Below are 18605 nucleotides of genomic sequence, written 5' to 3'. Positions count from 1 at the left end.
GCCTCAGCCGACCTGGAGCTTCAGCCGCAAGGCCTGGGCGAGGGCCTGCGCGCGTTTGGTCGTCTGCTCGCCCAAAAGCATGTCGCCCCAGCCCTCCTGAGCCGAAAGCACCAGCCGGTCCCCGTCGATGGTCAGGGCCGAGTGGGGCAGCAGGCTGGCGTTGCGTCCGGAGAGGTCGCAGCCCAACCGGATCGCCGAGCCGAGCGCGCGGGCCCGCTGGCGACGTTCCGTCGACAGCACCTTGGCGACGGTTTGCGGATCTGGCGTGCTGGGAGCCGACGAGTGCCGGGCGAAGGCGGCGCTGGCCAGGAAGGCTCGCTCGGGGTGGTTCATGCCGGCGATCGGCGCACGCAACACCTGTTCGAAAGCCAGTTCACCGCGATGGTCGGGGTGTAGTCGGGCGCCAAGGTCGGCAAGGCGGCAGGCCGCAGCGATCAAGGTCGGCTCCCGCGCACCGAACACGGGCGCAAGTTGGGCGAAGGCCGGTTGCAGCCATTGGTGAAGCGCCGTGCCGAGGTCCGCGGACAGTCCACGTACCGTGGTCAACGCCTCGCAGCCCTCGATTAGCGGGTCGCGTGCAGCTTCCTCGGGCGGCATGGCCTCGAGTAGCAGCCCCTCGCGCAGGCCGTAGGCCGAGATCACGATGCGTTCGATGCCCAGGCGCTCAATCAGGGCGTCGAGCACCAGGGCCGAATAGGGCAGGGTATCGAAGCGTTTCTTGGACAGGCCTTGCATCCGCTCCAGGCTGCCCTTTGATTGCCGGGCGACAAAGCGAGCGACGTCGACTGCGTCGGAGCGGTTCATCTCGTACTGGTGGGCGACGCGGAGCGGGTAGTCGGCCATCTCCATGTGGAGGAGCGCCAGGTTCCGCCAGGCGCCGCCGACGGCATGGAATTCTCGAGACCGGAAAGCCAGTCCGGCGCCGTCGATGCGCTGGTCGATGATCTTGCGGACCTTGTCGACCTCGAGAGGGCGCGGCGCGCCGAGCGCGAACGGGCCCAGCGGCAGGGTGATCCCGTCGCGCGGCGCGGCCGGATCCAGGTGAACGAGCTCGAGGCTCGAGCCGCCAAGGTCGCCGACGACCCCGGCGGCGTCCGGCTGGCCGGCGACGACGCCAAGCGCGGCGTAGCGCGCCTCCTCTGAGCCGGAAATCACCCTTAGCCGCAGGCCGGTCTCCATCTCGACCCGGGCCAGAAACGCCGGCCCGTCCGAAGCCTCGCGCACCGCGGCGGTCGCCACAGCGAAGATGTCGGCCCGGTTCCAGCCGCTCAGGGCGGCGCGAAACCGGCGCAGGGCGACCATCGCCGTCTCGACACCGTCAGGCGACAGCCGGCCGGTGGCGGGCAAATCGCGGCCGAGGCCGGCCAAGGCCTTCTCGTTGAAGACGGTCCAGATGGCTCGTCCTTCAAGTCGGTAGATGACCAGGCGCACCGAATTGGAGCCGACGTCGATGACGGCGGTCTGGCGCGAACTTGGATCCTGAAACGCATTAGCCCCAGGGTCGCCCTGAAACGCCCGGCTATCCGCGCGGGGCCACATGATCAATCGCGCGCGGCATGTCCTTCACCTTTTGCCCCCGGCCTGACAGGCTGGGATTGGTCATGAAGTACTCGTGCGCGGAGAAAGCGCCCGGGTGGTCCCACGACGGGTCCCGGGTATAGCGGCCGTCCGCGTCGAGCGTCCAGCTTTGCGCTTCATCCTTCAGATTGGCCACCATGATCTGCTGCAGAACCTGTTGGTGGACCGTCGGGTTCTCGACGGGCGTCAGGCATTCCACGCGCCGATCGAGGTTGCGGGGCATCCAGTCGGCCGACGAGATGAACACCCGGTTTTCGGCCGAGGGCATCGCCGCGCCGTTGGCGAAGGTGACGATTCGGGCGTGCTCCAGGAAGCGGCCGACGATCGACTTGACGCGGATGTTCTCAGACAGGCCGGGCACGCCGGGGCGCAGGCAACAGATGCCGCGGATCACCAGGTCGATCGAAACACCGGCCTGGCTGGCTTCGTAGAGGGCGTCGACGATTACTGGATCGACCAGAGAGTTCAGCTTGGCCCAGATCCCGGCAGGCTTGCCGTCACGGGCGTTCTGCACCTCGCGCATGATGAACGTCAGCAAGTCGGCCTTCATCGTCAGCGGCGAGGGTGACAGCTTCTCCAGGTGCTCAGGCCGGGCGTAGCCGGTGATGAAGTTGAACACCTTGGCGCTGTCGCGGCCGAGCGCCGGGTCGCAGGTGAACAGCGACAGGTCGGTGTAAATGCGCGCGGTAACCGGGTGGTAGTTGCCGGTGCCGAAGTGGCAGTAGGTGCGCAGCTGGTCGCCTTCCTTGCGCACGACCATCGAGAGCTTCGCGTGGGTCTTGTACTCCACGAAGCCGAAGACGACGTGCACGCCGGCGCGTTCCAGATCGCGCGCCCACTTCAGGTTCGCTTCCTCGTCGAAGCGCGCCTTGATCTCGACCAGGGCGGTGACGTTCTTGCCGTTCTCGGCCGCCTCGATCAGGGCCGCGACGATCGGACTGTCCGAGGAGGTCCGATAAAGCGTCTGCTTGATCGCCAGCACGTTGGGGTCGCGAGCCGCCTGACGGATGAACTGGATCACCACGTCGAAGCTCTCGAATGGGTGGTGGACCAGGATGTCCTTGGCCCGGATGGCCGCGAAGCAGTCGCCGCCATAGTCGCGGATCCGCTCGGGGAAGCGCGCCTCGAACGGCTTGAACTTCAGATCAGGCCGGTTGGACGGGATGAGCTGCGACAGCTCGTCTAGGCCCAACAGGCCATCGATGAGGATGATGTCCTCGTCCTTGGCGTGCAGGTTCTCGACGATGAAGTTGCGCAGTTCCTGAGGCATCGTCGCCTCGATCTCGACGCGCACGACCGAGCCCAGGCGACGCTGCTTCAGACGCACCTCGAACTCGCGGACCAGGTCTTCGGCCTCTTCCTCGATTTCCACGTCGCTGTCGCGGATCAGCCGGATCACACCCAGGGCCTCGACCTCGCTGTCGGGAAACAGGTGGTCCAGGAAGAGCGCGGTCAGGCTCTCCAGGCTGATCGACCGGCGCTCGGGCCGCTTCCGGCGGCTGGTGGCGGCCGGAAGCTCCCAGAACCGGGCGACCTGCGCCGGGATCGGCACCAATGCGTAGAGCATGCGCCCGTCCGACTTGCCCTTCAGTTTGAGCACGATCGAGAAGGCCAGGTTCGGAATGAACGGGAAGGGATGCGCCGGGTCGATGGCCAGCGGCGTCAGCACCGGGAACACACGTGACAGGAAGATGCCTTCCAGCGCCTGCTTCTCAGCGGGCGTGACGTCGTCGGCCATGACGACCGTCAGGCCTTCACCAGCCAGCTCTTCGCGCAGCCGGCGCCATTGCGACTGCTGGTCGGCCATCAGGTTGGCGGCCTCGGCGTTGACCCGCACCAGTTGCTCGGCAGCGGTCAGGCCGTCCTGGCTGACGGCGCGCACGCCTTCGCGGGCCTGGGCCTTCAGGCCGGCGACGCGCACCATGTAGAATTCGTCGAGGTTGTTGGCCGAAATCGACAGAAAGCGCAGGCGTTCGAGCAGCGGATGTCGGGGGTTTTTGCTCTCGTCGAGCACGCGCTCGTTGAAGGCCAGCCACGAGAGTTCGCGATTGAAGAAGCGGTCAGGGGAGCCGAAGAGCTCAGGGTCGAGGGCCAGGGGGCCGGCGTCGGCCGGCCGCGGCGCGGGGGCGGCATAGGTCATCGAGGGCGCTTCCGTAGACATGGGCTGGTTCTGGACCAGCCGTTCGGGTCTCGCAAGTCGTCACTCGAAAAGGTCAAGATTCTCCGTATCATCTTCAAGAATCTGTCGCGCAAGCGTGCGCGAAATGGGGCGTTGTTCATCGTCAGCGGCTTCATCCAGCCGCTTCACGATTTCACGCGCGCATGGGATCGACCGCTCCATGCGGCGCAGCAGATATGGATAAACCTCCTTGGGCGGGCGAATGCTCCGCTCGCGGAAGAATTTTCTTAGAACGCCCTCCAGCACTTCATCGTCCGGCTCCTCGATCTCGGCGACGAGCAGGGCGTTGAGGCGCGAGCGCAGGTCCGGCAACCCGGCGCGCCACGCCGCCGGCGCCTCGCGCGCGGTGAGCAGCAGGCCCGCGCCCTCGCGGCCGGCCATGTTGATCAGGTGGAACAACGCTTCGTCGTCGACGCCCTGGTCGACGTCTTCCAGCAGCACAGGGCGACCCGCGGCCGCGGCGACGTCGGGGATGACGCGGTCCATGATCAGCGCGCCGGCCCGCTGGGCCCATTCGCGCGCCAGGTGCGTCTTGCCGCTGCCCTCTGGCCCGAACAGCGCCAGCGCGCCGCCCGGCCATGCCGGCCAGGCGTCGAGGGCCGAAATGGCCTGGGCGTTCGAAGGGCCGACGACGAAGTCTTCGCGCCGGTGCGAAACAGGACGTCGCAGCTTCAGGCGTAGTTGCCGCGTCATGCGCCAGGTCCGGACCACTGAAACAGGCTGTTCATTTACCAAGTCGGACCGGACCGGTCACCGCGCCGGCAAGCTGGGCTTGGGGATGACTTGCGGTTTTCATGGGAGAAATCCGCGCCACAGGTGGTTTCCCCCTAAGGGCTCAGGTGGAAACCTGAGGGATAGAACCCCGAGGGGGCCGTCAAATGGAGCAAACCCCAATGGAGCTCCGTCATGGCCGCCGAACAGCCCCTGTCGCGCACGATCCTTCCCATTCCCGATGCGCAGCACGTCGGATTGACGACCTATGACGCGAAGGATCCGAACACCAAGTATCCAGCGATCAAGGCGCTGCGCCCGCCCAAGGAGGCGCCGAACGTGGTGATCATCCTGGTCGACGACGCTGGGTTTGGCTCCTCATCGGTGTTCGGCGGGCCGTGCCATACGCCGAACTTCGAGAGGCTGGCGGCTGGGGGCCTCAAGTACAACCGGTTCCACACGACGGCGCTTTGCTCGCCGACCCGCCAGGCTTTGCTGACTGGCCGCAACCATCACTCGGTCGGGATGGGCGCGATCACCGAGATGGCCACCTCGGCGCCGGGCAACAGCGGCGTGCGGCCCAAGAACAAGGCGCCGCTGGCCGAAATTCTGAAGCTGAACGGCTTCTCGACGGCGCAGTTCGGCAAGTGCCACGAGGTGCCGATCTGGGAAGTGTCGCCGATGGGCCCCTTCACGCAGTGGCCGACAGGATCGGGCTTCGAGCACTTCTATGGCTTCGTCGGCGGCGAGGCGAACCAGTACTATCCCGGCCTCTACGAAGGCACCAAGGCGGTCGAGCCGCCCAAGACCCCGGAGGAGGGCTACACCCTCAACGAGGACCTTGCAGACCGCGCGATCACCTGGATCCGTCAGCAAAAGGTGCTGATGCCGGACAAGCCGTTCTTCGTCTACTACGCCCCCGGCGCCACCCACGCCCCGCACCATGTGCCGAAGGCGTGGTCTGACAAGTACAAGGGCAAGTTCGACGGCGGCTGGGACAAGCTGCGCGAGGAGACGGTCGCGCGGCAGAAGAAGCTCGGCGTGATCCCGCAGGATGCGCAGCTGACCAAGCGCCACGACGAGATTCCCGCCTGGGACGACATGCCGGCCGAACTCAAGCCGGTCCTGGCCAAGCAGATGGAGATCTATGCTGGCTTCATGGAGCAGACCGACCACGAGATCGGACGAGTGCTCGATGCAATCGATGACCTCGGCATCATGGACGATACGCTGATCTACCTGATCATCGGCGACAACGGCGCGTCGGCGGAGGGCACGATCAACGGCTGCTTCAACGAAATGTGCACGCTCAACGGCCTGCCGGGCATTGAGACCACGGAGTTCCTGCTCAGCAAGATCGACGATTTCGGCACGCCGAAGGCCTACAACCACTACGCTGTCGGCTGGGCCCACGCCCTCTGCGCGCCTTATCAGTGGACCAAGCAGATCGCCTCGCACTGGGGCGGCACCCGCAACGGGGCGATCGTTCATTGGCCGAGGATGATCAAGGCCAAGGGCGAGATCCGCTCCCAGTTTCATCACGTGATCGATGTCGCCAAGACCGTGCTTGAGGTCTGCGGTCTGCCCGAGCCGGCGATCGTCAACAGCATCGCCCAGGCCCCGTTCGAGGGCGTCAGCATGTCTCCGACCTTCACCGACCCGAAGGCCGAGGAGACACACGTCGTCCAGTACTTCGAGATGATGGGCAACCGGGGCATTTTCCACAACGGCTGGACAGCCTGCACCCGGCACCGGACGCCCTGGAAGGCCGACGCGCCGCCGCCGTTCGACGACGACGTCTGGGAACTCTACGGCCCCGACGACTGGACCCAGTCCAACAACATCGTCGCCAAGGAGCCCAAGAAGCTCCTGGAGCTTCAGCGGCTGTGGCTGATCGAGGCCACCAAGTACAACGTGGTGCCGATGGACGACCGAGGCTTCGAGCGGGTCAATCCTGACATAGCCGGCCGACCGCAGCTGATTGTGGGCGACAGCCAGCTGCTGTTCCCGGGCATGCGGGTGTCGGAGTCGTGTGTGCTGGCCCTCAAGAACAAGTCCTACTCCGTGACCGCCCAGCTGACGGTTCCGGAAGGAGGCGCAAACGGCGTGGTGATCACCCAGGGCGGCGAAGCCGGGGGCTGGTCGCTGTACTTCAAGGACGGCAAGCTCAAGTACTGCGTCAACTTCTTCGGGATCGAGTACTTCATCGTCGGCGCGGATGCTCCGCTGTCGGCCGGCGCGCACCAGGTGCGGATGGAGTTCAAGTACGATGGCGGTGGGCTGGCCAAGGGCGGCGACGTCACGCTGTTCTATGACGGCAAGCCGGCCGGCAAGGGGCGTGTCGAGAAGACCCAGCCGATGGGCTACTCAGCCGATGAGGCCTGCGACGTCGGCGCTGACACGGGCTCACCGGCGTCGCCCGAGTACGGCGTCACCGGCAACAGCTTCACCGGCCAGATCGAGTGGGTGCAGCTCGACCAGAACGGCGACGACCACGACCATCTGGTGACGCCTGAGGAACGGCTGAAGGTGGCGATGGCGCGGCAATAATCGCGTGTGCGCCGGCGGGGGGCTCAGACTTCCGCCGGCCGAACGCGGTCGCGGGCCGACATCAGCGACCAGCCCTCTGGGCGCAGGAGCTCGATCGGCGAGAAGCGGACCTTGTAGTCCATTTTCTCCGAGCCGCGGACCCAGTAGCCAAGATAGACATAAGGGATCTGCGTCAGCCGCGCCTGGACCACGTGGTCCAGGATCACGAACGAGCCAAGGCTCCGGCGAGCGAGCGCCGGGTCGTAGAACGAATAGACTAGGCTCAGTCCGTCGTTCATCAGGTCGACGAGGGCGCAGGCGATCAGGTCGCCAGGGCCGCCGTCCTTCGAGCGCAGACGGTACTCGATGATGTGGGTGCGGACCGCAGTGTCCTCGACCATGGCGACATAGTCGGGCCAGGTCATCTCGGCCATGCCGCCATCGGCGTGTCGGGTGGTGAGGTAGCGGCGGAGCAGGTCGAACTGCTCCATCGTCGCCTCGGCCTCGACCAGGTGACGTTCCAGGTCTTCGTTGCGGCCCAGCACGCGACGCTCCGAGCGCGAGAACTCATAGTCACGGGCTGGGATACGCGCCGACACGCAGGCTGAGCAGCTTTCGCAAGCCGGGCGATAGGCGATGTTCTGCGAGCGGCGGAACCCGACCTGGGTCAGGCTGTCATTGACGGTGGCCCCGTCGGACAGCGGCAGATGTGCAAAGACCTTCCGCTCGTGTCGGTCCGGCAGGTAGGGGCACGGACTTGGCGCGGTCAGGAAGAACCTGAGCTGTCGCGTCGGGAAGTGTTGCGTCACGGACGGCTCTCAAAACAGGGCGCCTGAACCGATTAGGCGTCATGGGAAGCTCGGGCGCAAGGTCCCATGCGTCAGCGATGCAAACTCCTCACTGCAGACCATGATCCGGCGGCAGAACCGGCGCCTCGCGCAGCAGCACGATGGCGATGCGGCGGTTGCCGGCCAGGGTCGGATCGTCAGGGTACAACGGTTCGGAATTGGCCTTGCCTGAAACCTGATAGACGCGGTCGGGATCGACGCCTGATGACTGCAGGACGCGGCGGGACGCATCGGCCCGGCTGGCGGAAAGCTGCCAGTCTCCATCGGCCTTGGCGCCGTTTGGCGACATGCTGGTGTGTCCGGAAACGCTTATCCGGTTGGGAAGTTGGTTGATCACCCGGGCCACGGCGCGCAGCAGCAGCTTGGCGCGGTCGTTCGGCTCGGTGCGACCGTTGGCGAACATCGAGCGGCCTTCCTGATCGACCAGCTGGATGCGCAGGCCCTCGGGCGTCACGTCGATGAGGATGTTCTTCGAGAGCTCGGCCAGCTCAGGCATGTCCTGCAGCGCCTGGCGCAGCGACTGGGCGGCCGAAGCGAAAGCGGCCTGCTCGCGCTGGAGAACGGCTTCGCGCAGCGCCTCGGTCGAGGCTTCGCGCGCCATCTCCTTGGCGGCGTCGGTCTGGGTTCCGTCGTTGGGATTGCGCGACTCAGGCGCCATTTCCTCGACGATCGATTGCGAGCCGGCGGCCATGGCGCCGTCGTCGCCCAGGGCGGTGCCGCCGAGAATGCCGCCGGAACCGGATGTGCTTTCCGACACGCTGGCTGGCGCAAAATAATCGGCGATGCCGCGCTTTTGCTCGGGGCTCGTGGTGTTGATCAGCCACATCAAGAGGAAGAAGGCCATCATCGCCGTCACGAAGTCGGCATAGGCCACCTTCCAGGCGCCGCCGTGGTGGGCGTGCCCGTGGCCTTTCTTGACCTTCTTGATCAGGATAGGCGCTTCGCCCATCGCCATGGTGTTCTACCTCGGAAGCCCTGATTTCCGGCAAAATGCGAGCGAGGCCGTTAAGATGGCGTTGAGCTTAAGAAGGAAGTTGGAATGAGAGTCGCGTTTGTGGGCCTGGGCGTCATGGGCTTTCCGATGGCCGGGCACCTGGCCAAGGCCGGCCATGAGGTGGCGGTGTTCAACCGCAGTCCGCAAAAGGCTCAGACCTGGGCGGCTCAACACTCCGGGCGCGCGGCCACGACCGTCGCCGAGGCCGCCGAAGGGGCGGAGATCGTCTTCCTCTGCGTCGGCAATGACGACGACGTCCGCGGCGTGGTCGCGGAGGCGCTGCCGGCCATGGCGGCGGGCGGGATCGTCGTTGATCACACGACCACGTCGGCCAAGGTCGCGCGCGAGATGGCGGCGCTGGCCCAGGAGGGCGGCCGCTGGTTCATTGACGCGCCGGTGTCGGGAGGTCAGGCGGGGGCCGAGAACGGCCAGCTCACCGTCATGTGCGGCGGCGACTCGGACGCTTTCGCGCGCGCCGAGCCGGTGATCGACGCTTTCGCCAAGGCCACGCGCCTGATGGGCGGGCCAGGCGCGGGACAACTGACCAAGATGGTCAACCAGATCTGCATCGCCGGCGTCGTCCAGGGCCTGGCCGAGGGCATGCACTTCGCCAAGCGCGCGGGTCTCGATCCGCTGGAGGTGGCTGCGGCGATCTCCAAGGGCGCGGCGCAGTCCTGGCAGATGGACAATCGCTGGACGACGATGGCCGAGAACCGCTTCGACTTCGGCTTCGCCGTCGACTGGATGCGTAAGGACTTGGGCTTGGTGCTCGACGAAGCCCAGGCCAACGGCGCCAAGCTCGACATGACCGCCCTGGTCGACGGCTACTACGCCGAGGTCCAGGCGCTCGGCGGCCATCGCTGGGATACCTCGAGCCTTGTGGCGCGGCTAGAGAAGTAGCGAGCGTCCTGGCGCGCGCCTAATCGTTGTCTCGCAACCATTAGGGGTGGAGTTGCGAATCCCGGCAAGTTCGGTTCGCTGCAGTCGAGGGGAAACCGATGCCAGATGCAGTTACGCCGGCAGACATGATTATCCAGTTCATTCCGAGCCTCGTCATCGGGCTCATCTGGGTGGTCCCCGTGTACAGGACCTGCCTGAAGCGTCGGGTGACCCCCTGGCCTTGGGCGATCGCTTGTGTCCTGCCCCTGGTCAACTTGATCGCCATTCCGGTGTTTTGGGTGACGACAATTATGGCGATCTTGGATCGCCTGAATGCCGAAGGCCCGGAAAAGACCTTCAGCTAGTTCACCCCAGCCGCGGCAGCACCTGCCGCTCCAGCAGCGGCGCCAGCCGCACGCTGGGCGGCGACTTCGGCTCGATCCAGAGCAGTTCCTCGATCTCGGCTTTCGGCAGCACGCCGCCGGCGACTTCGGCCAGGTAGATGGCGCCATAAACCCGGGTGTCGGGCTCGTTGGCGGCCGGCGCGTCGTAGGTGCCGAGGTGCTCGGCGCTGATCAGGTCGCAGCCGAGTTCCTCGCCCAGCTCGCGCGAAAGCGTGTCGATGTCGGCCTCGCCGGGGTTGCGCTTGCCGCCGGGCAACATGAACGCGGTCGTGCCGCGCTTGCGCACGGTCAGCACCCGGCCGCCGTGGTCACGAATAACGCCGGCGACGATCTCGACGGCCTTCACGCCCCCAGCATCCGCGCGGCGCGCGGAGCGAAGTAGGTGATGATCCCGGCCGCGCCGGCGCGCTTGAAGGCGCCTAGGCTTTCCAGGATGGCGCGTTCTTCGTCGATCCAGCCGTTCTGGGCGGCGGCCATGATCATGGCGTATTCGCCCGAGACCTGGAACGCGAAGGTCGGCATGTTGAACTCGCGCACCACGCGGCTGACGATGTCCAGATAGGGCATGCCCGGCTTGACCATGACCATGTCCGAGCCCTCGGCGATGTCCAGAGCGACCTCGCGCAGGGCTTCCTCGGTGTTGGCCGAATCCATCTGATAGGTCTTCTTGTCGGCGGGCCCGGCGGTGCCTAGCTTTCCCGAGCCGATCGCGTCGCGATAGGGGCCGTAGAAGGCCGAGGCGAACTTGGCCGCATAGGACATGATCATCACGTCCTGCAGGCCCTCAGCCTCCAACGCCGCGCGCAGCTTGCCGCAGCGGCCGTCCATCATGTCGGACGGCGCAAGGATGTCGCAGCCGGCCCGCGCCTGGACCAGGGCCTGTTCGATCAGCCGGTCGATGGTGGCGTCGTTGGCAATCTTGCCGTCTTCGATGACGCCGTCGTGGCCGTGATCGGTAAAGGGATCAAGCGCGACGTCGCACATGATGCCGACCTCGGGCGCGGCTTCCTTCATCGCCTTCACGGCGCGGCAGACGACGCCGTTCGGATCGGCGGCCAGCGAACCGGCGGCATCCTTCTTGGCGCCGTCGATGTGCGGGAAGATGGCGATGGCCGGAATACCCAGCTTGCGGGCCTCGACGGCGGCCTGGGCGCAGAGGTCGACTGACAGGCGCGAAACGCCCGGCATCGAGGCGACCGGGATTTCGCCTTCGCCCTCGTGGACGACCATCGACCAGATCAGGTCGGCAGGGGTGAGGACGCTTTCGCGGACCAGGCGTCGGACCCAGTCGGCCTGGCGCAAGCGACGAAGACGCAGGGCGGGGTAGGCGGCGAGGGGGGGCATGCTCATGAGCGCGCGCTGTGACCCATCCCCTGCGCCGACGCAAGCTTGATGACGCCCAAGGCCGGCGCGAACACCAGCCAGAGGCCGCCGATCGCGGAAAACAGGCCCGTACCGGCGAACAGGACGATCAGCGTTCGGTCGACCGTGACGTCGGACAGCTTGACCTGGACTTGATCGGGCGCCCGCCATCCTTCCAGGCGCGTTACCTGGAAGAGCTCCCCGGCGATGCTGATCACCGCTCCGAGGAAGCAGAGGCCGGCGGTCAGCGCGATGGCGAACGCCACCCAGAAAATTCGAATCTGGAAGCTGTAGTGCGAGCTGATGAGCGGCGGCGCCTCGTCGCGCTGCGAGTAGGCGATGATCGCGGCGACCAGCGCCGGTACGCCGGCGAAGAAGATCGCCGAGAACAATAGGGCGTAGTTGATGAAGGCGAGATTGCGCGCGGACTCGCCGACGCGCCCGTCGACCCCTTGGATCGCCATGCAAAAGCCCCCGAGAAAGACACGCCCCCGCGCGTCACGTCGTTGACAGGTTGCTCCAGCGGAGCGACTTGCTCAAGTCAGCCTCTCAAACCTGGGTTCCACCGAATGGATTTCACCCTCTCCGACGATCAGCGCGCAATACAGGAGGCGGCTCAGGCCTTCGCTGAGGCTGAACTTGCCCCGAATTCGGCGCGCTGGGACGAGGACAAGCACTTCCCGACCGACGTGCTGCGCAAGGCGGCGGGACTGGGCTTCGCCGGAATCTACATCGGCGAGGATGTCGGCGGCTCGGCCCTGACTCGGCTCGACGCCTCGATCGTCTTTGAGGCGCTGAGCTATGGCGACGTGTCGGTCGCCGCCTATCTGACCATCCACAACATGGCCTCGTGGATGATCGACCGCTTTGGCTCGCCGGACCTGCGGCGGAAGTATCTGCCGCGGCTGACGACCATGGAGCTGATCGCCAGCTACTGCCTGACCGAGCCCGGCTCGGGGTCGGACGCGGCCGCCCTGCGCACGACGGCCACGCTGGATGGGGACCACTATGTGCTCAACGGCTCCAAGGCGTTCATTTCCGGCGGCGGGGTCTCGGACCTCTACGTGGTCATGGCGCGCACCGGCGAGTCGGGCGCCAAGGGGGTCTCGGCGATCGTGGTCGAGAACGGGATCCCGGGCCTTTCGTTCGGAGCCCAGGAAAAGAAGATGGGCTGGAACGCCCAGCCGACCGCCCAGGTCAATTTCGACAATGTCCGCGTGCCGGTCGAGAATCGGATCGGCGGGGAGGGCGAGGGCTTCCGCTTCGCGATGATGGGGCTCGACGGCGGGCGGCTGAACATCGCCTCCTGTTCGCTGGGGGGGGCAGCTTTCGCCCTCGACACCGCCCAGGCCTACATGGCCGAGCGCAAGCAGTTCGGGAAACAGCTCGCCGACTTCCAGGCGCTGCAGTTCAAGATCGCCGACATGGCGACCGAACTGGAGGCCGCGCGTCTGATGGTGCGGCGGGCGGCGAATGCGCTCGACAACCGCGATCCGCAGGCCACCAAGTACTGCGCCATGGCCAAGCGCTTCGCCACCGACGCCGGCTTTGACGTCGCCAACCAGGCGCTGCAGCTTCACGGCGGCTACGGCTATCTGAAAGACTATCCGCTCGAGCGAGTCGTGCGCGACCTGCGGGTCCATCAGATCCTCGAAGGCACCAACGAAATCATGCGGGTGATCATCGCCCGGGAGATGTTCCGGCAATGACCCCGGCAATGACCGATGAAGTCCTGATCCGTGTTGAAGGCGAAGTCGGGCGAATCACCCTGAACCGACCCAAGGCGTTGCACGCCCTGACGACCGTTATGTGCACGGCCATGACCGAGGCCCTGCTGGCCTGGCGCGATGATCCGGCGGTCAAGCTTGTGCTCATGGACCATTCCGGCGAGCGCGGCTTCTGCGCGGGCGGCGACATCCGCATGCTGGCCGAAAGCGGCGCTTCGGACGGCAAGGACGCCCGCGAGTTCTTTTTCATCGAGTACCGCCTGAATCACCTGCTGTTCGAGTACGCCAAGCCGGTGGTGGTGATCATGGATGGCGTGACTATGGGCGGGGGCGTCGGCTTGGCGATGCCGGCCGGCTACCGGGTCGCCACGGAACGGACGACTTTCGCCATGCCGGAAACCGGCATCGGCCTCTTTCCGGACGTCGGCGGGGGCTGGTTCTTGCCGCGGATGCCCAGCCATATCGGAACCTGGCTGGCCCTGACCGGTGGACGCATCAAGGCGGCCGACTGCGAGTTGATCGGGGTGGCCACCGACTTCGTCGAGAGCGGCAAGATCGAAGCGCTGAAAGCGGCGATCGTCGCCGACCCGGCCGCGATCGACGGCCTGCTGACCGAGTATGAAGGCGACGCCGGTCGTCCGCCCTTGGCTGCACACCAGGACGAAATCGACCGGATCTTCGGCGCCGACTCGTTGGAGCAGATCCTCGCCGGCTTGAAGTTAGCCGGGACGGAGTGGGCTGACGAGCAGCTCAAGGTCCTGGCGACCAAGTCGCCCCAAACGATGAAGGTCGCGCTGCGCCAGCTGCGTCTCGGCGGGAAGATGGAGTCCTTCGCCGAAAACATGACGATGGAATACCGTATCGGCGCCCGCGTCGTGCAGCGTCACGACTTCATCGAGGGGGTGCGCGCGGTCATCGTCGACAAGGACAATGCGCCCCGCTGGAACCCCGCGAGCGCCGAGGGCGTCACCGAAGCGATGCTCGACGAGATTTTCGCGCCGCTTCCTTCCGACCAGGAGTGGTCGCCGCTACCTTGAGAGACAACAAGGATCGCTCGGCTCAGGGCGACCGGCATTAGGGATCTGACATGCGTATCGCCTTCATCGGATTGGGAAACATGGGCGGCGGCATGGCCGCCAACCAGGCGAAGGCCGGGCACCAGGTCGTCGCTTTCGACCTCGGCGCCGCGGCCCTCGACCGCGCCAAGGCCGCCGGTTGCACGGCGGCCGGATCGGTCGCCGAAGCCGTTCGCGACGCCGACGCGGTGGTGACGATGCTCCCGGCAGGCCCTCATGTCCGCAAGGTCTACGCCGAGGAGATTCTCCCCAACGCACCGAAGACCGCGCTGCTGATCGACTGCTCGACCATCGACGTCGACAGCGCCAGAGCGGTGGCTGAAATGGCCCGCGACAGGGGGTTTCGTTTTGCTGACGCGCCGGTTTCGGGCGGCACGGCGGCGGCGGACGCCGGGACCCTGGCCTTCATGGTGGGCTGCGACGAGGCCGACTTCGCCGACGTCGAGGCCGTCATCCAACCCATGGCCCGTGCGGTGATCCGCGCCGGCGATCACGGCGCCGGGCAGGCGGCCAAGATCTGCAACAACATGGTCCTGGGCATCTCGATGCTGGGCGTCTGCGAGGCGATCGCCCTGGCCGAGAAGCTCGGCCTCGATCCCGAGCGCTTCTTCGAAATCGCTTCCAAGTCGTCCGGCCAATGCTGGTCGATCACCAGCTACTACCCCTGGCCGGGGCCGGTGGAGACCGCGCCGTCCAACCGCGGTTACCAGGGCGGATTCGCCACGGCGATGATGCTCAAGGACCTGAAACTGGCTCAGCAGGCGGCCGCCACGGCCGGCGCGGCGGCTCCGATGGGCGCGCAGGCCGAGGGACTTTATGCCCTATTTGACCGTCTCGGCTTCGGGACTACGGACTTTTCCGGAGTTCTGCAGATGCTGCGCGGTCGGCTAGACGAGCTGCACGGCTGAACGCGCGAGCTTACGGTACGTCATCGAAATCTGAATGATTACGTATGACGAATTGTAGACAATCGATGCCCGCGGCGCGATAAGCCGGGCAATTGCAAGGGGACCGCTCCCGCGGCGCGAGATCGTCGAACGCCTCGGGCGGAGTTCAAGTCGATGGATTATAAGAACGCCTTCCGCACCGCCCTCGAACAGATTCGTTCGGAAGGCCGTTACCGGGTGTTCGCCGACTTGAAGCGCCACCGCGGGCAATTCCCGCAGGCGACCTGGACCCGGCCGGACGGCGGACAGTCGGACGTCGTGGTCTGGTGCTCCAACGATTATCTGGGCCAAGGCCAGAACCCGATCGTGACCGACGCCATGCACAAGGCGATCGATGAGGCCGGCGCCGGCTCGGGCGGCACGCGCAACATCTCGGGCACCACGCACTACCACGTCGAACTCGAGCACGAGCTCGCCGACTTGCACGGCAAGGAAGCGGCGCTGCTGTTCACCTCGGGCTATGTCTCGAACGAAGCCTCGCTCTCGACGCTGTTCAAGATCCTTCCGGGCCTGATCATCTTTTCGGACGAGCTGAACCACAACTCGATGATCTCGGGCATTCGCGCCGGCGGCCGGGCCCAACGCCGGGTGTTCCGTCACAACGACCTCGAGCATCTCGAGCAGCTGCTGGCCGAAGCTCCGGCCGACGCGCCGAAGGTGATCGCGTTCGAAAGCGTCTACTCGATGGACGGCGATATCGCCGACATGGCCGGCACCGTGGCGCTGGCCAAGAAGTACGGCGCGATGACTTATCTGGACGAAGTCCATGCGGTCGGCATGTACGGCCCGCGCGGCGCCGGCGTGGCCGAGCGTGACGGCGTCATGGATCAGATCGACATCGTCGAAGGTACGCTGGGCAAGGCGTTCGGCGTCATGGGCGGCTACATCGCCGCCGACGCCGTGATCGTCGACGCGATCCGCTCTTACGCCGACGGCTTTATCTTCACGACTTCGATCCCGCCGGCGCTGGCCGCGGGCGCGGTGGCCTCGATCCGCTGGCTCAAGGAGCACAACGAGGTCCGCGTGGCCCACCAGGAGCGCGCCGAAGCGTTGAAGGCGCGCCTGCGGAAGGCCGGCCTGCCGGTCATGCCGTCGGTCAGCCACATCGTGCCGGTGCTGGTCGGCGATCCGGTTCACTGCAAGATGATCTCGGACATCCTGTTGTCCGACTTCGGGATCTATGTGCAGCCGATCAACTATCCGACCGTGCCGCGCGGCACCGAGCGGCTGCGCTTCACGCCGTCGCCGGCCCACACCGACGGAATGATGGACGCCCTGGCTGAAGCCCTTGAAAAGCTTTGGGTTCACTGCAACGTCGCCCGCGTCGGCGGGCAGGCGGCCTAAGGTTCTTCCTTGCCGCCGGCGCGGGGCGGGCGCATACCCGCCCAAGTTCGATTTTCTGGAGACCCACCGGGTTCACTGATCAAACGAGAGCAAGGGCGGCCAAGCCGCCCCGCCTACTTCCCGCGACGTACGCCCCGGCCAAGGCCGATCTGCTTGGCGAAGTCGGACCTGCGCGCCGCATAGGCCGGCGCGACCATCGGATAGTCGGGCGGCAAGCCCCAACGACGGCGGTAGTCTTCCGGGCTCATGTCGTACCGCGAGCGCAGGTAGCGCTTCAGCATCTTCAGCTTTTTGCCGTCTTCCAGGCAGATGATGTAGTCGTGCTGGATCGACCGACCGACCGGGACCGCAGGCCTCGGCTTCTCTTCGGGAGCCGGCGCCGGACCCTTGCTGAGGCCTTCGAGCGCGCCGTAGACGGACCTGATGATCTCGGGGACCGCCTCGGCGGCGACAGCGTTGCGACTGACGTAGGCGGCCACGATATCGGCCCCAAGCCGCATCAATTCCTCGCCCGAACGAACCTCGGGCTCGGCTTCAATACTCATTCAGGACCCCCTGAGAACGCAATGACACGCGAAGCGGGCGCGTCGGCGCGCGCCCCTCCGTGGGGGTTGCAACGCCGCACACAGAAGATCGTTCCATGCCGTTGGATCGTAGGTCCGATGGCGCTAAAGAGCGCAGCACGAGGCGCTCAGCCCCCATCCGCCTCCCAGGTTTCCCGAAAGGCCCGCCCATGACCGTTCACGCCCAGACCCCCGCAGACGCCTTCTTCTCGGCCAGCGTCGCCGACACCGACCAGGACATCGCCGCCGTGCTGTCGGGCGAGCTGAAGCGCCAGCAGGACCAGATCGAGCTGATCGCGTCCGAGAACATCGTGTCCAAGGCGGTGATGGACGTTCAGGGCTCGGTGCTGACCAACAAGTACGCCGAAGGTTATCCGGGCAAGCGCTACTACGGCGGCTGTGAGGTCGTCGACGTCGCCGAGCAGATCGCCATCGACCGCGCCAAGCAGATCTTTGGCTGTGAGTTCGCCAATGTGCAGCCGCACTCCGGCAGCCAGGCCAATCAGGCGGTGTTCATGGCGACCATGAGCCCGGGCGACACCTTCATGGGCATGGACCTGGCGGCCGGCGGCCACCTGACCCATGGCAAGAACGTGAACCAGTCGGGCAAGTGGTTCCGCCCGGTTGCCTACGGCGTGCGCCAGCAGGATCACCTGATCGACTACGATATGGCCGCCGAGGTCGCCTTGGCTGAGAAGCCGAAGGTGATCATCGCCGGGGGCTCGGCCTACAGCCGCCACATCGACTTCGCCCGCTTCAAGGAAATCGCCGACAGCGTCGATGCGCTGCTGATGGTCGACATCGCGCACTATGCGGGTCTGGTGGCCGGCGGCGTCTATCCGAACCCGTTCCCGCACGCCGACATCGTGACCACCACCACCCACAAGACCCTGCGCGGTCCGCGCGGCGGCATGATCCTGACCAACTCCAAGAAGCTGGCCAAGAAGATCGACTCCGCAGTGTTTCCGGGGCTGCAGGGCGGCCCGCTGATGCACGTGATCGCCGCCAAGGCCGTCGCGTTCGGCGAAGCTCTGAAGCCGGAGTTCAAGCAGTATGCCCGTCAGGTGGTCGACAACGCCCGTGCGCTGTCCGACAGCCTGCAGGCCGCAGGGTTCAAGATCGTCTCCAACGGGACCGACAGCCACCTGATGCTGGTCGACCTGACGCCGAAGGGCGTGTCGGGCTCGGACGCCGAAGTGGCGCTGGAGCGCGCGCACATCACCACCAACAAGAACGGCATCCCGTTCGACCCGCTGCCCCCGATGCAGACCTCGGGCCTGCGCGTCGGCACGCCGGCGGGGACCACCCGCGGCTTCGGCCCCGGAGAATTCCGTCAGGTTGGGACCTGGATCGGCGAGGTCCTCGATGGTCTGGCCCAGGGCGGTGACAACAGCGCCGTTGAAGCCAAGGTCCGCGACGAAGTGCTGGCGCTGACGAAACGCTTCCCCATCTACAGCTAGTCCC

17 protein-coding genes are annotated in these 18605 nt (G+C 66.1%); 8 read left to right on the top strand and 9 right to left on the bottom strand.

Annotated elements, in window-relative coordinates:
* Nucleotides 1–3: 3 nt before the first annotated feature.
* The 3 genes from C0481_RS08150 to C0481_RS08140 are packed head-to-tail and all read right to left on the bottom strand — an operon-like array spanning nucleotide 4 to nucleotide 4468.
* Nucleotides 4–1539, bottom strand: coding sequence for a Ppx/GppA phosphatase family protein (locus C0481_RS08150; protein WP_293402490.1), 1536 nt, complete (start codon nucleotides 1537–1539; stop codon nucleotides 4–6).
* The gene (locus tag C0481_RS08145; RefSeq protein ID WP_293402488.1) at nucleotides 1520–3739 is read right to left on the bottom strand and encodes an RNA degradosome polyphosphate kinase; all 2220 of its coding nucleotides are present in this window, start codon (nucleotides 3737–3739) and stop codon (nucleotides 1520–1522) included. Before C0481_RS08145 ends, C0481_RS08150 begins: the two co-directional genes overlap by 20 nt.
* Before the next feature lie 39 nt (nucleotides 3740–3778).
* Nucleotides 3779–4468: a DnaA/Hda family protein gene (locus C0481_RS08140; protein WP_363223313.1), complete on the bottom strand. Its 690-nt coding sequence runs from the start codon at nucleotides 4466–4468 to the stop codon at nucleotides 3779–3781.
* Between the two features lie 195 nt (nucleotides 4469–4663).
* Between C0481_RS08140 and C0481_RS08135 the strand changes: the two genes are divergently transcribed.
* Nucleotides 4664–7018, top strand: coding sequence for an arylsulfatase (locus C0481_RS08135; RefSeq protein ID WP_293402486.1), 2355 nt, complete (start codon nucleotides 4664–4666; stop codon nucleotides 7016–7018).
* Between the two features lie 23 nt (nucleotides 7019–7041).
* On the opposite strand, the gene C0481_RS08130 is transcribed toward C0481_RS08135, so the two are convergent.
* Complete coding sequence (locus tag C0481_RS08130; RefSeq protein WP_293402485.1) at nucleotides 7042–7806, bottom strand: arginyltransferase; 765 nt, start codon at nucleotides 7804–7806, stop codon at nucleotides 7042–7044.
* An 88-nt stretch (nucleotides 7807–7894) separates the two neighbouring features.
* Nucleotides 7895–8800 carry a flagellar motor protein MotB gene (locus C0481_RS08125; protein ID WP_293402484.1) on the bottom strand — a complete coding sequence of 302 codons (906 nt, stop codon included), beginning with the start codon at nucleotides 8798–8800 and terminating at the stop codon, nucleotides 7895–7897.
* A gap of 84 nt (nucleotides 8801–8884) precedes the next feature.
* Between C0481_RS08125 and C0481_RS08120 the strand changes: the two genes are divergently transcribed.
* Both C0481_RS08120 and C0481_RS08115 read left to right on the top strand, forming a co-directional pair.
* Entirely contained in the window at nucleotides 8885–9739 is an 855-nt protein-coding gene (locus tag C0481_RS08120; protein ID WP_293402483.1) for an NAD(P)-dependent oxidoreductase, read from the top strand.
* A gap of 98 nt (nucleotides 9740–9837) precedes the next feature.
* Entirely contained in the window at nucleotides 9838–10083 is a 246-nt protein-coding gene (locus C0481_RS08115) for a hypothetical protein (RefSeq protein ID WP_293402482.1), read from the top strand.
* Between the two features lies 1 nt (nucleotide 10084).
* On the opposite strand, the gene C0481_RS08110 is transcribed toward C0481_RS08115, so the two are convergent.
* The 3 genes from C0481_RS08110 to C0481_RS08100 are packed head-to-tail and all read right to left on the bottom strand — an operon-like array spanning nucleotide 10085 to nucleotide 11948.
* Nucleotides 10085–10468, bottom strand: coding sequence for an NUDIX domain-containing protein (locus C0481_RS08110; RefSeq protein ID WP_293402481.1), 384 nt, complete (start codon nucleotides 10466–10468; stop codon nucleotides 10085–10087).
* The gene (hemB, locus tag C0481_RS08105; protein WP_293402480.1) at nucleotides 10465–11472 is read right to left on the bottom strand and encodes a porphobilinogen synthase; all 1008 of its coding nucleotides are present in this window, start codon (nucleotides 11470–11472) and stop codon (nucleotides 10465–10467) included. Before hemB ends, C0481_RS08110 begins: the two co-directional genes overlap by 4 nt.
* Nucleotides 11469–11948 carry a hypothetical protein gene (locus C0481_RS08100; protein ID WP_293402478.1) on the bottom strand — a complete coding sequence of 160 codons (480 nt, stop codon included), beginning with the start codon at nucleotides 11946–11948 and terminating at the stop codon, nucleotides 11469–11471. The genes hemB and C0481_RS08100 overlap by 4 nt, the downstream gene beginning before the upstream one ends.
* 105 nt (nucleotides 11949–12053) lie before the next feature.
* Between C0481_RS08100 and C0481_RS08095 the strand changes: the two genes are divergently transcribed.
* From C0481_RS08095 to hemA, 4 genes are all read left to right on the top strand, one after another.
* The gene (locus tag C0481_RS08095) at nucleotides 12054–13193 is read left to right on the top strand and encodes an isobutyryl-CoA dehydrogenase (protein WP_293402476.1); all 1140 of its coding nucleotides are present in this window, start codon (nucleotides 12054–12056) and stop codon (nucleotides 13191–13193) included.
* 8 nt (nucleotides 13194–13201) lie between these two features.
* The gene (locus C0481_RS08090; RefSeq protein ID WP_293402474.1) at nucleotides 13202–14248 is read left to right on the top strand and encodes an enoyl-CoA hydratase/isomerase family protein; all 1047 of its coding nucleotides are present in this window, start codon (nucleotides 13202–13204) and stop codon (nucleotides 14246–14248) included.
* 50 nt (nucleotides 14249–14298) lie between these two features.
* Nucleotides 14299–15195 (top strand): 3-hydroxyisobutyrate dehydrogenase, encoded by an 897-nt coding sequence (gene mmsB / locus C0481_RS08085; RefSeq protein WP_293402472.1) that lies wholly within the window; start codon nucleotides 14299–14301, stop codon nucleotides 15193–15195.
* Nucleotides 15196–15348: 153 nt separating this feature from the next.
* Nucleotides 15349–16578 carry a 5-aminolevulinate synthase gene (hemA, locus tag C0481_RS08080; protein ID WP_293402470.1) on the top strand — a complete coding sequence of 410 codons (1230 nt, stop codon included), beginning with the start codon at nucleotides 15349–15351 and terminating at the stop codon, nucleotides 16576–16578.
* A gap of 113 nt (nucleotides 16579–16691) precedes the next feature.
* On the opposite strand, the gene C0481_RS08075 is transcribed toward hemA, so the two are convergent.
* On the bottom strand, nucleotides 16692–17123 hold the full coding sequence (locus C0481_RS08075) for a MucR family transcriptional regulator (RefSeq protein ID WP_293402468.1): 432 nt from the start codon (nucleotides 17121–17123) through the stop codon (nucleotides 16692–16694).
* 188 nt (nucleotides 17124–17311) lie between these two features.
* On the opposite strand from C0481_RS08075, the gene glyA reads away from it, so the two are divergent.
* Nucleotides 17312–18601, top strand: coding sequence for a serine hydroxymethyltransferase (gene glyA, locus C0481_RS08070; protein WP_293402466.1), 1290 nt, complete (start codon nucleotides 17312–17314; stop codon nucleotides 18599–18601).
* Nucleotides 18602–18605 lie beyond the last annotated feature (4 nt).

It is taken from the genome of Phenylobacterium sp., from assembly GCF_013822795.1.
Taxonomy (GTDB): domain Bacteria; phylum Pseudomonadota; class Alphaproteobacteria; order Caulobacterales; family Caulobacteraceae; genus Phenylobacterium.
The sequence above is the reverse complement of the archived record's forward strand: the minus strand, read 5'-3'. Positions and strand labels throughout refer to the sequence as shown.

What these genes read in the sequence shown, in the direction of transcription:
- C0481_RS08150 (WP_293402490.1), bottom strand. Translation starts at nt 1,539, where the DNA reads ATGTGGCCCCGCGCGGATAGCCGGGCGTTTCAGGGCGACCCTGGGGCT.
- C0481_RS08145 (WP_293402488.1), bottom strand. Translation starts at nt 3,739, where the DNA reads ATGTCTACGGAAGCGCCCTCGATGACCTATGCCGCCCCCGCGCCGCGG.
- C0481_RS08135 (WP_293402486.1), top strand. Translation starts at nt 4,664, where the DNA reads ATGGCCGCCGAACAGCCCCTGTCGCGCACGATCCTTCCCATTCCCGAT.
- C0481_RS08125 (WP_293402484.1), bottom strand. Translation starts at nt 8,800, where the DNA reads ATGGCGATGGGCGAAGCGCCTATCCTGATCAAGAAGGTCAAGAAAGGC.
- C0481_RS08120 (WP_293402483.1), top strand. Translation starts at nt 8,885, where the DNA reads ATGAGAGTCGCGTTTGTGGGCCTGGGCGTCATGGGCTTTCCGATGGCC.
- C0481_RS08115 (WP_293402482.1), top strand. Translation starts at nt 9,838, where the DNA reads ATGCCAGATGCAGTTACGCCGGCAGACATGATTATCCAGTTCATTCCG.
- hemB (WP_293402480.1), bottom strand. Translation starts at nt 11,472, where the DNA reads ATGAGCATGCCCCCCCTCGCCGCCTACCCCGCCCTGCGTCTTCGTCGC.
- C0481_RS08100 (WP_293402478.1), bottom strand. Translation starts at nt 11,948, where the DNA reads ATGGCGATCCAAGGGGTCGACGGGCGCGTCGGCGAGTCCGCGCGCAAT.
- C0481_RS08095 (WP_293402476.1), top strand. Translation starts at nt 12,054, where the DNA reads ATGGATTTCACCCTCTCCGACGATCAGCGCGCAATACAGGAGGCGGCT.
- C0481_RS08090 (WP_293402474.1), top strand. Translation starts at nt 13,202, where the DNA reads ATGACCGATGAAGTCCTGATCCGTGTTGAAGGCGAAGTCGGGCGAATC.
- mmsB (WP_293402472.1), top strand. Translation starts at nt 14,299, where the DNA reads ATGCGTATCGCCTTCATCGGATTGGGAAACATGGGCGGCGGCATGGCC.
- hemA (WP_293402470.1), top strand. Translation starts at nt 15,349, where the DNA reads ATGGATTATAAGAACGCCTTCCGCACCGCCCTCGAACAGATTCGTTCG.
- C0481_RS08075 (WP_293402468.1), bottom strand. Translation starts at nt 17,123, where the DNA reads ATGAGTATTGAAGCCGAGCCCGAGGTTCGTTCGGGCGAGGAATTGATG.
- glyA (WP_293402466.1), top strand. Translation starts at nt 17,312, where the DNA reads ATGACCGTTCACGCCCAGACCCCCGCAGACGCCTTCTTCTCGGCCAGC.